The sequence below is a fragment of the Robinsoniella sp. RHS genome (assembly GCF_001029355.1).
GTDB lineage: Bacteria > Bacillota > Clostridia > Lachnospirales > Lachnospiraceae > Robinsoniella > Robinsoniella peoriensis.
In genome coordinates, this window is sequence record NZ_JNGB01000145.1 from 1 (window position 1) to 14,159 (window position 14,159).

The window sequence follows — 14,159 nt, forward strand, 5'->3', positions numbered from 1 at the left end:
AACTGGCTCCTTCGGACATGGTGGTTATGGATCTGAACGGAAATAAAATAGAGGGTGGCTATAATCCTTCCTCAGATACGCCTACACATATGGAATTGTACAAAGCTTATCCCGAAATCGGCGGTATTGTACATACCCATTCTCCTTGGGCAACCTCCTGGGCTCAGGCCGGAAGAGGCATTCCCTGCTACGGAACCACCCACGCGGATTATTTCTACGGAGAAATCCCCTGTGCCAGAAGTCTGACACCGGAAGAAATTAATTCTGCTTATGAAAAGAACACCGGATTAGTTATCATAGAAACCGTTTCTGCCAAAAACGTAATGTCCGTTCCAGGTATTCTCTGTAACAACCACGGGCCCTTCACCTGGGGAACAGACGCAGCTAATGCGGTGCACAATGCAGTGGTATTGGAAGAAATAGCGAAAATGTCTTACCGTACCGAAACTTTAAACCCAGCCATAAAACCGGCACCTCAGGTACTCCAGGATAAACATTATCTGAGGAAACATGGGGCGGGTGCATATTACGGACAAAAATAAGGGACATTGAAGGGAGAGCTTGTGGCTCTCCCTTTTTACATATGATTTGGTTTTTGATGATTATACAGATCAGATCTCCTTTACAAACCCCCTCATAATTGCTAATATAATCATTAGAAATTAACCACGAGAACAGATTGGAAAGGAGTTGCATGAGGTGGATGATGTGAAAAATTACGAAATGATGAATGATACGGAGAAATGGAATTTTCTTTCTGCCGTAGCAAATCTTTATTACAATTCTGAAATGACCCAGAATGAAATAGCAGACCGGTTCTATACTTCCCGTTCTAAGATTTCCAGGATGTTAAAAGAAGCCCGCAGGATTGGCGTGGTGGAGATTACCATACATGAACCCTGGGAAAGGAACTGTTCTTTGGAACAGGAATTTATGAATACATTTTCTCTGAAGCATGTCCGGATTATCTCTGTAAAGGAGCAGAATTCTTCCTTAGTACTGCAAAAGCTGGGAGAAGCTGCTGCCTATTATCTGGACTCTATTATTAATAAAAATACTATTTTGGGAATGTCCTGGGGAAATACGGTATACCATACGGTTCAGGCCATTAAAACCAGTAAAAATATCCCCCTAACGGTTGTTCCCATAATGGGCGCTGCAATCACCCACAAACCGGAGCGTGATTCCCTGGATCTCTCTAAAGAACTAGCGGCTTCCTACGGAGGCACCTACCATTATATCTATGCTCCGCTTTTCGTGAAGTCACGAAGCCTTCGGGAAAGTCTGATTCAGGAGCCAAATATTAAGGAAACTCTGAATCTGGCCCGGCGTGCGAATGTTATTCTAACCAGCGTCGGTTCCATCGCCTCTAAGTCCTGGAAGGATTTCATCCAGCCCGGATCACTTGAAAAGCTTTCCGCAAAAGGCGCCATCGGACATATCGGAGGACACTTCTATGATATCCGGGGACAGGAAATTCTGACGAGCCTTTCCCAGAAAATGATCGGTATTGATCTGGCGGATATTAAAAATGTAAACGAAGTAATCTGTGTGGCTGGCATGGAGGAAAAGGCAGAAGCCGTTCTGGGAGCTGTCCGGGGAGGATATATCAACACACTGATTATCGACCATTATGCTGCCAGGAAGATTCTGGAATTAAACAATGCCCTCCGTTAAAGAGCACAATTCTTAATCGTGCGTATAGCTGCAAAAGAAACCGCTTATCCTCTGACGAATAAGCGGTTTCTTTACTGTAGTGCATCCATTACATCACGGATCGTATATGCCGATACAGCATTAAATGCAGTCTGTTTTGCCTCTTCATAGCTGCTGTTTCGGATTACATTTTTAATATTTGCCACTTCACCGGCTGAGATACTGAATTCATCCAGTCCCATTCCAAGAAGCATCTCCGTTGCTTTATCATCACTTGCAAATTCCCCGCACATACCAACTGGAATCTGGTGAGCATGACCGGCCTGAATAATCCGCTGGATCGCTTTCACTACTGCCGGATGAAACGAATTATACCGGGACGCAATCTTTTTATTTCCACGATCTACTGCCAATAAATACTGGGTAAGGTCGTTTGTCCCTATACTGAAGAAGTCCACATGGGCTGCAAATTCTTCCACACACATCACAGATGCAGGCGTTTCAATCATCATTCCCACTTTGATATCTTCTTTATAAGCCAGTCCCTCAGCCTTTAATTCCGTCTTACAGACCTCTAACAGTTCATTTGCTTTATTCAGCTCTTCCATAGAAATAATCATAGGATACATAATCCGTATATCTCCAAATGCACTTGCCCTTAGAAGTGCTCTCAGCTGATCTTTGAACATATCCTCCATTTCTAATGAAATACGAATCGCACGCCAGCCAAGGAATGGATTTTCTTCTTTTTCAAATACATAATAAGGAAGTTCTTTATCCCCGCCAATGTCCAGCGTCCGGATAATCAGTTCACTCTTCACCAGTTCCGCAGCTTCTTTATATACCGCAAACTGTTCTTCTTCTGTTGGAAAATGAGAATTTTCCATATATAAAAATTCACTTCTAAATAATCCGATACCATCAATATGGTTTTTTACGGCATTTTTTACATCTTCAATGCTTCCTACATTGGCACATACCTTGACACTTCTGCCATCAGACGTTATAGCCGGAAGGTGGCTCAGGGCCTCCAGTTCTTTCTGATGCTTTGCAAATTCTTCTGCCTTCACCTGATATTCTTCTATCTGTTCCCTGTCAGGCTCTACAATGATCTTCCCTTCAGATGCATCCATGATCAAAAAGTCACCGGAAGACGCATGTTCCAGAATCCCCTTTACGCCCACCAGCGCAGGCAGCCCCAGGCTTCTTGCCATAATGGAAACATGGCTGGTAACTCCGCCCAGTTCCGTTATAAATCCCAGAATATAGTCCAGATTTAGTTTTGCAGTGTCGGAAGGAGCCAGATCTGATGCAACTAAAATTACTTTTTCCTGGATTGCATCAAAATCACTGTCCGGAAGTCCCTTTAATTTTCGCATCAGCCTGTTTCTGATATCTTTAATATCCGCTGCCCTTTCTCTCATGTATTCATCTTCCATACATTCAAATATGGCACAATATTCTTCTGCCGTATGTGCTAATGCCATCTGAGCATTTTCTTTACCATTATTGATTTTATCCAGAACACCTTCCATAAGGGCTATATCTTTTGCCAATTCCAGGTGCGCAGAAAAAATATCCGATTCTTCTGCCAGAGGCTCTAACTCTTTAATCACCTCATTTACAGCAGTTTCATATTTTTTTGTTTCTTCCTCATTATCTATTGCAGCATAGCATTCCGGTGACAAATCCTGGTCTTCTTTTCGAAATACCTGCCCCATAACAATTCCTTTGGAAGAAGTCTTTTCAACCTGTATCGTTTTCATTCCTATCCCCTATTCTCCTAAACCACTAGCAATTGCAGCTAAAATTGTTTTTAAATCCTGTTCTTCCGTTTCTCCGTCACACTCTACCGTAATTTCATCCCCACACATGATTCCGGCACTCATCAGAATCAAGACACTTTTGGGATTTACACGCTTTTCGCCTTTTACCAGTGTGATGTTTGATGGACATTTTGCTGCAATTTTAGAAAGTTCTCCTGCCGGTCTTAAGTGTAATCCTGACTTGTTAATAACTGTAATTTTTTCGCTAACCATTTGTATCTTCTCCTTTGTTTTCATTATTTTATATTCATTATTTAAAAGTTTCATTTAAAATTTCATAAAGTTTCATTTTAAGTTCCACTTATATTCTGTTTGAAACACCTTTATGCCTTTGCTTTTTTCATTTTCAAAACATCATCCAGCGAACTCTGGATATAGATGTTAGAAACATGTTTTTCCAGCTCTCTAAGAATATCTTTTAACTGGTATTTGCTAAATAAAAGCTTATACTTTCTCTTTTGTGTCACACAGATAATCTGCATCTTGGAGTACTGAAAAGAATCAATCCGGATCTCCTTTATCTGATTCCATGGAATGGTATAACATATCTTTTCCACACCATTTTCAGATAGTCCTCTTTTAATTCCCGCTGATGCAAAAAGCGTAACCAGCACCAGGATATTACGAAAATCCTCAATCATGCTGTTAGCTGTAGTAATCGGGAAAATTAAAAGAGCAAAGAACATAACCAGCGCATAGGTGAAGAAGTCATCTTTTCCCTTTTTTACAATTGTTTTATTTCTCCGGATAATAAAGTAAGCTTCCCCAATAAGACACCCTATCAACAATACACATACCGCATAGTTCAAAATAATCATAAAACCCGCCCCTTTCTTTTTATACGTTCATTATATCATATAATTATTCACAAATCAATCATTATGTTCTTAATTATATGATATATTTCAATATTTTTATGAACATTTAATTTTATATTTGTTCTCTCCTTTCAAAAAAGAGTGCATAAACAGCCTGTTTCCTATATTCAGACCAAAAACGGTCTAACCCATATAGAACCTTCTGTTTACGCACTCCTTCTTTTCAAACGAGTGTAACATATCCATTTTATTTACCTTCTACAATTCCATATCCCTTCTCACCTGAAAAATATTAATATTATTTTCCTGAAATCCATCCAGTATATTCTGAGGCGCCTTTTCATCTGTAATAATATTGATGATCCGTTCTGTGGGGCAGCTAACGAAACTGCTGTTACGCCCAAGCTTGCTGTAATCAGCCAATATGTAGGATGTACCGGTTACACGGTTTAACATCAGTTCATTGATGTTTACTTCACTTAAGATCTCCGTAGTCATACCACTCTCCACTGATAACCCGCTGCAGCCCAGGAAACTTTTCTTAGCAGTCACCTTGCTGATATTATTCGTGGCAAACTCTCCTACCATAGCTTCCTTAATTTCCCGAAGCTCTCCGCCGCTTAAAATGACAGACACTTTAGAAGAGTGCTCCATAAAGATTGCTTTACCGTTATTAGTGATTACGGTAACACGTTTATCTCTGATATATTTAATCATCTGTAATGCCGTAGAGCTGGTATTGATAAAAATAGTATCTCCATCCTCGACCAGTGATGCTGCATACTGTGCAATTTTCTTGCGGTACATTTTTATCTCGTCTTCCTGAGTGACGATCTCATCGTCTTCGCCGCTTACCGTAGCTCCTCCATAAAAACGCTCTAATTTCTTGTGATCCTCCAGATACTGGAGATCCCTGCGGATTGTAAGCGGTGAAACCTGAAATTCCTCGGCCAGATCCCCCACTTTCACTGACCCGTTACTTTTCAGGGCTTCTAATAATTTCTTTCTTCGATTATCTACTAATGCCCGGCTTCGTTTCATAACACGCTCTCCTTTAGTTTTCTATACCTGTTTAATAACCCATGATATATCTCCAATTATATGAACATTTCATATAAGCGTCAAGCACTTCTTTTCATATAGAATAATTACCGTCAAATATACTCCTGCTAAATAATTACAGGGCGGCATTTAAAAAACGCCGCCCTGTTCCATATTCATTTACTGCTTAAAATTCCCGTATTTTTCAAAACATTCCAGGGCATACAGCATAGATTCCCTGGTTGTTCCAATGGCATCCAGATATCCGTATTCTACACCAATCAGTCCACCCTTAGGTGTTGCCCATTTTTCTATCAATTCTTTTGCTTCCTGTTCAATCAGCGCTTTGTCACCGGTAGGCAGCGTGGCCTGGATGTCAATTGCCGCTTCAAAGCAGATTCTTCCCTTTGCAATTTCTGATACCTCATCGATACCCACCAGCCTTGGCTGATGAATATTAATAATATCAACTCCCAGTTCGATCAGGTCTTCCAGAATATCATTGATTTTACCATCGGTGTGGAATCGGATATCCATACCGCACTCATGGGCTTTGTCAAAGATCCTTTTGTACTGCGGCTTAAAAATTTCACGGAAAACATTGGGAGATATCATCAGGTTATTCTGTGTTCCCCAGTCATCTGTGGTATCATAGCAGTGGATTCTGCCTTTTCCAAGGCGGTAAGCTTCTTCTATAATTCCTATTTGATAATCAGCCAGTTTTACAGCCATAGCTTCGATTTCTTCCGGCTCAATCAGGCAGTCCATCAGCGTATTTTCAAAACCTCTTAAGAAATGCATTCTTTCAAAAATACATTGCGGGCTGTTAAGCTGTACATACAGTCCGGCTTCCTCCGCCTTATCCAGAGCCTCTTCCAGTCCGTCAAACCGTCCTTCTGCCTTAGGGTCAGGAATTACATAGTCTTCCATGTCCTCCCATTCTTCAATGGGAATATTAGTTACCTGTCCCATATCGGAACCGGTTGCATCATCACTTTCCCACAGGCATCCCCATTCATCATATTCCCCATTGGCGGGACGTACTTTCTTAGAAACCGAATACCTGCCTTTTGGCCTTTTATCTTTCGGTGGAAGGACAAAGATACGACATACATCACCCTTCCCGGCAATGCGGTCAAAACGAAGTCCGATTCGGTCCGGTCCTGTAAAATTAATGTTTCCTTTTATAATTTCATATCCTGTCATATCTGTCTCCTTACCTTCCTTACTTTATTTCATTTGGAAAATGTTCTTTTACTGCGTTTAATAAAGTTTCTGTTACTGCCTTTGTATCAATCAGATTCTTTGTTTCTGCAATTACCGCATTGCTTGGCGGCAGCATTCCTGCCCACTCCGGACTTGTTAATACGATATCTGTGGTTGTAATATAGGAGAGTGCCTCTCCGAATGAACATGACTCTACTGTTGCATCAATATTGTTCTGATCACAGATTTTCTTCACACTGATTTTCAAAATTGTACTTGTTCCCATTCCATTTCCGCATACACATAAAATATTTAACATCTCTTTTGCTCCTTTCAGCAATTTGCTTATTTATAATTGTCACTTTTTATTCTAACCCTGTTTAAACTAACCTGCAATCGGTATTCCGAATAATTGGCCGATACCTTTGAATATGGCAATAATTGCCACCCAAAGTGTTGCATAATCGGCACTTCCCTGCCACCATGTAAGCTGCAGCATCTGAACCGCCAGTGCCGAACCCAATATCTGGATAATACCATTTACGGTACAAATGACGCCTGCTGCTTTCCAGCCTCCAAATTTATTTGCAAAGATTGCGATCGTAGCATTATCAAAGAATAACGGTATAAATCCGGGTACCAGGAATATCGGGGATTTAAAAATTAATAATCCGCCAAGTCCGATTAACTGTCCCAATGCTCCAAAGAGGAGTCCCAGCACTACTGACTTCGGTGCAAATGCGAATATCGCAGCACAGTCAACACCTGCAACCGCACCAGGAAGCAGTTTTTCAGAAATACCCTTAAAGGAGATCATTAATTCACCTACAAACATTCGAACACCATATAAGAGAACAACGATGTTTGCAGTCAGTGTGATACCAATCCATACCAGGAATACAATGTTATTCTTCAGTCCGCCCTGGTTCAATCCGTCTGCACTTCTGAGCCAGTCGATCTGGTCGCCGCCGATAACCAGGAAAATAATCGCTGTGGAAATAAACATTACGAGCGCCGTTGCAATAACGTTATCCTGTAAGAAATTCAGAGATTCCGGCATTTTCTTCTTCTCAATATCGTCTTTATCCGGATGTCCCAGTTTTGGAGCAACTTTATATGCAATATAGCTGACAACCATCTGCTGATGGGCAATTGTAAAGTCTGCTCCTGTTATTTCATGAGTAGGTTTAATCAGCAGTGTAGAACAGACACCCCAGTACAATGCTGTTACTGCTGCTGCAATTAATACGGTAGGGATCATGCCAAGTCCTAAGAACCTCCAAACAATGTAAGTACTGATACCAGCCTGTACAATCATTGCATTACCGGTTAAATAAACGGCACGGATCTTAGTAAATTTACGAAGTGCAACCAATACCAGGTTCAGGATAAAAGCAACCAGTAACGTATAAATCCCCCAGGAAGCTCCTGTTCCATCCCCTAAAATCTTGTCCATCTTTTCGTAAGCTGCTGTCATCGTTGGATAAGTATTCAGGCCCGCACCCTGAATTCCGGTTGCATTCTGTAATGCTGTAAGTAACTTACCAAAATTTGCAATCAGGGCGCCCGATCCCATCCCCATTACAATAACACCGATTGAAGCTTTCGCAGCCCCCGTAATAGCCTTAGAGAACTTTTGCTTCATTGCAACGTAACCAATGAAAACGATGATTGCCATAAGTAAAAATGGCTGGCCGAAAATTTGTTTCAATAGTAAATCCAAAATATAGTTTAGCATAATCCCTCTCCTTTCGTATTTCCACGTCCCTCTTATCCGCCCCACCCTGGACAATCGTTATCGTGTGTAATATGCTTTAACTTATATGCTTATTATAATTATTTTTATGAAATATGTCAATTGATTTTTATGATTATTTCATTATTATATGATTATTTTATACTTTAATGATATTTTTACCCTCTAAACATTCATATATTTTGTCATTTCGTTCATTTATAATTATTACTTTCATAAATCCAGTTCTTTTTCAAGATAAACTGCCACACCATCCTCATCATTACTCAGGGTTATATCACTTGCTGCTTCTTTCAGACACCCAATACTGTTGCCCATAGCAATTCTGCGGTCTGCGCATTCAAACATACTGAGGTCATTGTCATAATCACCGAACACACATACCTGGCTCTTATCAACTCCCAGATGCCCCATAATTTTAAAGAGTGCCGTTCTTTTTGAAACTGACTTATGAAAAGCTCCCTGGAGTCCATATCCGGTAGACTCACAATGAACATTCTCCAGATTCTTGGCAAAATCCAAAAATCCATTCATCTGCATCTCTTCGTCTTCATAAACAACGATCTTGGCAACATCATCAAAATTCCGGTTTATATCATCTGCCGTAATAGATTCTGCTGCCAGTTTCATTGGATATCCCATTTCTTCGGACAGTTTTTCATAATTAGTAATGCGTTTTTTCAGCTTCTCACTGTCATTTGAAAAATACATCGTCTGAGCCGTATACATCATGAAAACCATCTGCCGCTGCGTAAGAAAAGCCAGGATCTGTTGTATATCCGGCTTCTCCAATGCTGCTTCATATAAGATGTTTCCTGTGGTGTCACGTACCAGAGCCCCGTTATTCGAAAGCATATAGCTGCATCCACCAATGCATTTACTATATACTGCCATCATCTGCTCATCTCTGCCGGACGCAAAACAAATATGGATTCCAAGCTCCTTTGTTTTCATCAGTACCTTTCTGGTATAGCTGCTTATCTTCTTCTTGCTGTTCAAAAGCGTTCCATCCAGATCGCAGACAATTAATTTAATATCCCCCACCTAATCCACCTCCTTTATTACTCAGTTTCCCATAGCTTTTATAACTTCTTCTATTTGACTGCTGAGTTCAATGCACATTCGTTCATATAAACGACCGCCTTTTTCAGCCGTTGCACTGGATGCATCTCCAAATGCTCCGGATTTCAAAAAGCTTTTCCAGGGGACTGCCGACAGGGCATATGCCTTTGGTACTTCCGGAAATTCGCAGGTGGCTTTCTCCATATGGACTAACTCAGGTCTTAGATGAAGCATAAGAGACGTTTCTAATTCACCTGCATGCCACACCTTGCCATTCCAAAGGGGTGTAGTTAAAATATCCTCTACGTTTTTTTCGATTCCCGACAGTGATATATGGTATGCCTCCGGCCTGCTGTCCTCATCCTTTAAGATGCGCAGTACCTCTGTAATTACTTTATGATTGCCGTTATGAAAGGAAAATATAAATAACCGCTTCGCCCCGGCTCTTTGTATACTTTTTGCAGCCTGTACACAATATTCTTTCAGACAGTCCGAAGAAATGGATACAGTCCCTTCAAAATCCCGTGCAGACCATACCTGCCCATAAGTAACACAAGGATAAAAATACAGATTCTGGCGCCTGCAGATTTCTTCCGCCAGTGCTTCCGCAATGATTGTATCCGTTCCCATCGGAAGGTGAAATCCATGTTCTTCCACTGATCCCAGAGTCAGGATCACACCTGCGCTGTTTTGGATTTTATTCTTTGCATCTTCCCAGTTTGAATAAAACAAATTTCTCGTCATAATTTTATAATCCGGAGTATTTTTCATCCAATGTCAGCAGGTCTTCTACACTTTTCACTTCCAAAAGCGCATCCATGATATCAGCTGTCAAAAGCATATTTGCAAGCTTCTCCATATTCTGCATATGCATGGTATGATCTTTGGATGCCAGCACGAAGAATAATCTGGCATCCTTTTCCGGGTTTCCTTCTTCAAAATGTACCGGCTCTTCGACTTTCATAAAGGATACCGCCGTGTCATTTACTCCTACTGCTCCCTCCTGTGAATGAGGCATTGCAATATTGGGAGCAAATACAATATAAGGACCGTATTTCTTTACACATGCAATTACCGAATCCACATATGCCTGTTCGATAGAACCATCCGCCAGCAGCGGCTGACAGGACGCTGCCACCGCCTCTTCCCAGGTATCAAATTTCTGATGAAAACATACTCTGTTCTGATCTGCTAATTCCTTTAATAACATAATACTTACCTACCTCTCTTCTTTCCCGCAATATTCTTACTACGCTAATGTTTCTTATAAAATATTAGTTGCAGCTATTATACACACATATAGTACTTTACAACAAAATACAATCGTTTACCATATCCACTTATCCTGTAATTTTACAGACTATATTTACAGTACACTTCTAAACGGAACATTCGGTTCATCCGCAAAGCAATCTTCAAATCCCCTGCGGTAATGGTACTGCAGTTTATCTTTATCGTTCGGATAGATAAATTTGCCGCCAACATCCCAGATGAATGGTTTAAACTTATAATCCAGCACATGTTTTTTGAAATTGTACAACATCATAATTTCAGCCGGATCTGCTTTAAAATTCGTCCATACATCATAATGAAATGGAATAACTACTTCCGTCTGCAGCGCTTCAGCCATTCTCAGAATATCTACCGAAGTCATCTTATCCTGATTTCCCGCCGGATTTTCTCCATAAGAGCCAAATGCTACATCTATCTTATGATCTTTTCCATGTTTCGCATAATAAACAGAATAATGCGAATCTCCGCTGTGGTAGATATTTCCACCCGGGGTTTTGATCAGATAGTTAACCGCTTTATCATCCATATCCGTCGGGCAGATCCCTGCAAGCGGTTTTTCAGCCGTAACGATACAGGTTCTGTCAAAAGAATCAAGAACAACGATTTCCACATCTTTGACTTTCACTACATCTCCGGGCTTCACAATTTTACAGCGCTCCTTTGGAACACCGTAGCTGAGCCATTTGTTCACACTTTCTAAAGGCCCGATAAATGGTACGTCATCTTTACAGTTTTTCAGAACTGCCGCTGCAAAAAAAGGATCGATATGATCATTGTGATAATGTGTAGATAATACTGCATCCACTGTTGTTACTGCAAACGGATCATAAACAATCGGCATCGCACGCAGATTTGGCTGCATCAGCCTGCCGCCAGTCATATTTCTCATTTGGTGGTATTCATCCATATATGGTTTTTTCTTTGTTCTTTTTCCATTGCCGAACCAGAGGTCAATTGCAATGTTAGCATTTCCTTCTGTTTTTATCCAAATTCCGGTGCATCCAAGCCACCACATCGCTACGGTTCCCTTTTCCACTTCCTCTGCGTCAATCTCCTCATTCAGCCAGGTTCCCCATTCCGGAAACGCTCCTAAAATCCAATTCTCTCTTGTGATCTCATCCACTTTACTCATACACAGTTCCTCCTTAAATAATCATATAATTCATTATTATTATGTTCGTTTTAGTTGATATGTTTATATTACTACATTTTTAAGTTCATTTCAATGATTTTATATGAATATTTCTTAATTATATGATCATTTATTTTGTTGAAAGCCGCCCACGGGAACCCAGTGTGTATTTTTACACAAAAAATACGCCCTGCCTCCCACAGCAGAGCGTATAAACATAACCTTTTCTCTTTTCCTGTACTGCTTGCATAACTATGCGGCAAATAACCAATGTTTCGTTTTTTACCTTGTGTACTACTGGTTTACTTCTATAAAATCTTCGTTGCTAAATTAATATGCTGCCTCTTCCGATTCAGGTTCCGCTGCTACAACAGCCTCGTACTGATCCAGGATGATACCCTGAATACGGTCTCTTGTCTGGGAATTAATAGGATGTGCGATATCTCTATATTCTCCGTCGGATGCCTTTCTGCTTGGCATGGCTATAAATAACCCCTTTTCTCCTTCAATTACTTTGATATCATGAACAACAAACTCATCATCAATTGTAATTGAAACTACCGCCTTCATCTTACCTTCCTTTGCAACTTTACGTACCCTGACATCTGTAATATTCATGTCTTTTAGCCCCTTTCCATATATAGTCGTAATTTAAAATGTTATAGTACGTAGCGTTCGTTTTTTTCTATAACAATTTTTATTTTGTCCTCGCCAACATGATAAGAATTCGCCCGTATGGTATCGCGGGATTCAACAATACAATTTTCAATATATGTATTATCACCCAGATATACATCATTCAGGATAATGGAATTCTTAATCACACAATTCTCACCCACAAAAGTCTTCTTAAACAACACCGAATTTTCTACATGCCCGTTAATGATACATCCACTGGATATCAGGCTGTTTTTCACTTCACTGCCCGGATTATACTTAGCAGGCGGAAGATCATCAACCTTGGAATATACATCCGGATACTGACGGAAGAAATAATCTCTCACTTCCGGTTTCAGAAAATCCATATTTGTTTTATAATAAGACTCTACCGTAGCAATGTTGCTCCAGTATTCTTTCATTTTATAACCATAGATTCTCTTCAGGTTCTTATAGCGAATCAGAATATCCTTTACAAAATCATGCCTGTCTTCCTGTGCACATCTTTCGATCAATTCGATCAGCTGTCTTCTGCGGATAATATATACACCGGTAGAAACAGTATTCCAGGATGAAACCATCGGTTTTTCTTCAAACTCTTCGATTCTGCTGTCCTCATTCATTTTCAGGACACCGAATCTTGTAATATCTTCGCTTGGAGCCATATCTTTGCATACAACTGTAATATCCGCTTTCTTCTCAATATGATATTCCAGCACTTTATTATAATCCAGCTTGTACACACCGTCACCGGATGCAATGATCACATAAGGTTCATGGCTTTTCTTCAGAAAATCCAGATTCTGATAGATCGCATCTGCTGTCCCCCGATACCAGAAACTATTATCAGAAGTGATGGTTGGTGTAAATACAAACAAACCACCCTGCTTTCTTCCAAAATCCCACCATTTCGAAGAACTTAAATGTTCATTTAAAGATCTCGCATTGTACTGTGTCAATACCGCCACTTTTTGTATAGAAGAATTAGACATGTTACTTAACGCGAAGTCGATGCTTCGATAGCTGCCTGCAATGGGCATTGCTGCAATGGCTCTCTTATTTGATAAATCTCCCATTCTGTGACTGTTGCCACCTGCTAAAATCATTCCTATCGCTCTCATCACGCTTCACCTGCCTTAACTAAAGTTTCTCCACTCTCCAGTACGCCATCCGGATAATCCTCCGCTCTTGTAATTCCATCCACTGCTGTGTTCTTTCCGATTTTCACATTTGGCGGAATGTAAGAATTTTCACCTACCGTTACTAAACCAAAAGAATAAACATTTGGTTTTAATTTGTTTGGAACTTCTTCGCCTATGCCAAGCACTGCGCCTTGTCCGATTTCCGTGTTCTCAGCTACGATAGAGCGGTCCAGAACAGCACCATCGCCGATCTTGGTTCCCCTCATGATAATCGAGTCACGAATGACAGCTCCCTTTCCGATCGTTACCCCGGCTCCAATGACAGAATTATGTACCTCACCATAAACCTCTGTACCATCGCCGATGATACACCTTTCAATTACCGACTCAGAAGATATATACTGCGGAGGAATAATTTCACTGCTTGTGTATATCTTCCAGAACTCTTCATATAAGTTAAACTCCGGAATGATATCGATCAGTTCCATATTTGCTTCCCAGTAAGAACCTAATGTTCCGACGTCTTTCCAATAGCCGTTATACTCATAAGCTACAAGCTTATCTCCCTTT

The 14,159-nt window shown here is 40.5% G+C and carries 15 protein-coding genes and 1 pseudogene; 2 read left to right on the forward strand and 14 right to left on the reverse strand.

Annotation, left to right across the window (positions count from 1 at the left end; translation table 11 throughout):
- A partial coding sequence (gene araD, locus RHS_RS26305; RefSeq protein ID WP_047834842.1) for an L-ribulose-5-phosphate 4-epimerase AraD occupies positions 1 to 542 on the forward strand: 542 nt, incomplete at its 5' end.
- A 157-nt stretch (positions 543 to 699) separates the two neighbouring features.
- Positions 700 to 1,677 carry a sugar-binding transcriptional regulator gene (locus RHS_RS26310; RefSeq protein ID WP_395023568.1) on the forward strand — a complete coding sequence of 326 codons (978 nt, stop codon included), beginning with the start codon at positions 700 to 702 and terminating at the stop codon, positions 1,675 to 1,677.
- A gap of 71 nt (positions 1,678 to 1,748) precedes the next feature.
- On the opposite strand, the gene ptsP is transcribed toward RHS_RS26310, so the two are convergent.
- The 14 genes and pseudogenes from ptsP to RHS_RS26380 form a co-directional block, all read right to left on the reverse strand.
- Positions 1,749 to 3,422: a phosphoenolpyruvate--protein phosphotransferase gene (ptsP, locus tag RHS_RS26315; protein WP_047834843.1), complete on the reverse strand. Its 1,674-nt coding sequence runs from the start codon at positions 3,420 to 3,422 to the stop codon at positions 1,749 to 1,751.
- A gap of 9 nt (positions 3,423 to 3,431) precedes the next feature.
- Complete coding sequence (locus tag RHS_RS26320) at positions 3,432 to 3,695, reverse strand: HPr family phosphocarrier protein (protein ID WP_027296005.1); 264 nt, start codon at positions 3,693 to 3,695, stop codon at positions 3,432 to 3,434.
- 110 nt (positions 3,696 to 3,805) lie between these two features.
- Entirely contained in the window at positions 3,806 to 4,300 is a 495-nt protein-coding gene (locus RHS_RS26325) for a hypothetical protein (protein WP_047834844.1), read from the reverse strand.
- 258 nt (positions 4,301 to 4,558) lie between these two features.
- A complete protein-coding gene (locus RHS_RS26330) occupies positions 4,559 to 5,341 on the reverse strand; it encodes a DeoR/GlpR family DNA-binding transcription regulator (RefSeq protein WP_027296003.1) in 783 nt (260 codons plus the stop codon).
- Positions 5,342 to 5,521: 180 nt separating this feature from the next.
- A complete protein-coding gene (locus tag RHS_RS26335; protein WP_027296002.1) occupies positions 5,522 to 6,547 on the reverse strand; it encodes a uroporphyrinogen decarboxylase family protein in 1,026 nt (341 codons plus the stop codon).
- Positions 6,548 to 6,566: 19 nt separating this feature from the next.
- Positions 6,567 to 6,866, reverse strand: a complete 300-nt coding sequence (locus RHS_RS26340) for a PTS sugar transporter subunit IIB (protein ID WP_044289655.1) — start codon at positions 6,864 to 6,866, stop codon at positions 6,567 to 6,569.
- Positions 6,867 to 6,932: 66 nt separating this feature from the next.
- Positions 6,933 to 8,285: a PTS transporter subunit IIC gene (locus RHS_RS26345; RefSeq protein ID WP_052430705.1), complete on the reverse strand. Its 1,353-nt coding sequence runs from the start codon at positions 8,283 to 8,285 to the stop codon at positions 6,933 to 6,935.
- A 231-nt stretch (positions 8,286 to 8,516) separates the two neighbouring features.
- Complete coding sequence (locus RHS_RS26350; RefSeq protein ID WP_047834845.1) at positions 8,517 to 9,347, reverse strand: Cof-type HAD-IIB family hydrolase; 831 nt, start codon at positions 9,345 to 9,347, stop codon at positions 8,517 to 8,519.
- A gap of 21 nt (positions 9,348 to 9,368) precedes the next feature.
- Positions 9,369 to 10,109 (reverse strand): creatininase family protein, encoded by a 741-nt coding sequence (locus RHS_RS26355; protein ID WP_395023575.1) that lies wholly within the window; start codon positions 10,107 to 10,109, stop codon positions 9,369 to 9,371.
- 4 nt (positions 10,110 to 10,113) lie between these two features.
- Positions 10,114 to 10,575 (reverse strand): PTS sugar transporter subunit IIA, encoded by a 462-nt coding sequence (locus tag RHS_RS26360; protein ID WP_047834847.1) that lies wholly within the window; start codon positions 10,573 to 10,575, stop codon positions 10,114 to 10,116.
- Positions 10,576 to 10,731: 156 nt separating this feature from the next.
- The gene (gene ulaG, locus RHS_RS26365; protein ID WP_047834848.1) at positions 10,732 to 11,790 is read right to left on the reverse strand and encodes an L-ascorbate 6-phosphate lactonase; all 1,059 of its coding nucleotides are present in this window, start codon (positions 11,788 to 11,790) and stop codon (positions 10,732 to 10,734) included.
- 330 nt (positions 11,791 to 12,120) lie between these two features.
- Complete coding sequence (gene spoVG, locus RHS_RS26370; RefSeq protein ID WP_027295993.1) at positions 12,121 to 12,408, reverse strand: septation regulator SpoVG; 288 nt, start codon at positions 12,406 to 12,408, stop codon at positions 12,121 to 12,123.
- 41 nt (positions 12,409 to 12,449) lie between these two features.
- Entirely contained in the window at positions 12,450 to 13,568 is a 1,119-nt protein-coding gene (glgD, locus tag RHS_RS26375; protein ID WP_027295992.1) for a glucose-1-phosphate adenylyltransferase subunit GlgD, read from the reverse strand.
- Positions 13,568 to 14,159 (reverse strand): annotated as a pseudogene (locus tag RHS_RS26380) (glucose-1-phosphate adenylyltransferase); the annotation flags it as partial. The pseudogene RHS_RS26380 and the gene glgD, both read right to left, overlap by 1 nt.

Excerpts from the sequence above, each read along its gene's own strand:
- RHS_RS26360 (WP_047834847.1), bottom strand. The coding sequence starts at position 10,575 with ATGTTATTAAAGGAATTAGCAGATCAGAACAGAGTATGTTTTCATCAG.
- glgD (WP_027295992.1), bottom strand. The coding sequence starts at position 13,568 with ATGAGAGCGATAGGAATGATTTTAGCAGGTGGCAACAGTCACAGAATG.
- RHS_RS26330 (WP_027296003.1), bottom strand. The coding sequence starts at position 5,341 with ATGAAACGAAGCCGGGCATTAGTAGATAATCGAAGAAAGAAATTATTA.
- spoVG (WP_027295993.1), bottom strand. The coding sequence starts at position 12,408 with ATGAATATTACAGATGTCAGGGTACGTAAAGTTGCAAAGGAAGGTAAG.
- RHS_RS26335 (WP_027296002.1), bottom strand. The coding sequence starts at position 6,547 with ATGACAGGATATGAAATTATAAAAGGAAACATTAATTTTACAGGACCG.
- RHS_RS26345 (WP_052430705.1), bottom strand. The coding sequence starts at position 8,285 with ATGCTAAACTATATTTTGGATTTACTATTGAAACAAATTTTCGGCCAG.
- ulaG (WP_047834848.1), bottom strand. The coding sequence starts at position 11,790 with ATGAGTAAAGTGGATGAGATCACAAGAGAGAATTGGATTTTAGGAGCG.
- RHS_RS26325 (WP_047834844.1), bottom strand. The coding sequence starts at position 4,300 with ATGATTATTTTGAACTATGCGGTATGTGTATTGTTGATAGGGTGTCTT.
- RHS_RS26320 (WP_027296005.1), bottom strand. The coding sequence starts at position 3,695 with ATGGTTAGCGAAAAAATTACAGTTATTAACAAGTCAGGATTACACTTA.
- RHS_RS26355 (WP_395023575.1), bottom strand. The coding sequence starts at position 10,109 with ATGACGAGAAATTTGTTTTATTCAAACTGGGAAGATGCAAAGAATAAA.
- RHS_RS26340 (WP_044289655.1), bottom strand. The coding sequence starts at position 6,866 with ATGTTAAATATTTTATGTGTATGCGGAAATGGAATGGGAACAAGTACA.
- ptsP (WP_047834843.1), bottom strand. The coding sequence starts at position 3,422 with ATGAAAACGATACAGGTTGAAAAGACTTCTTCCAAAGGAATTGTTATG.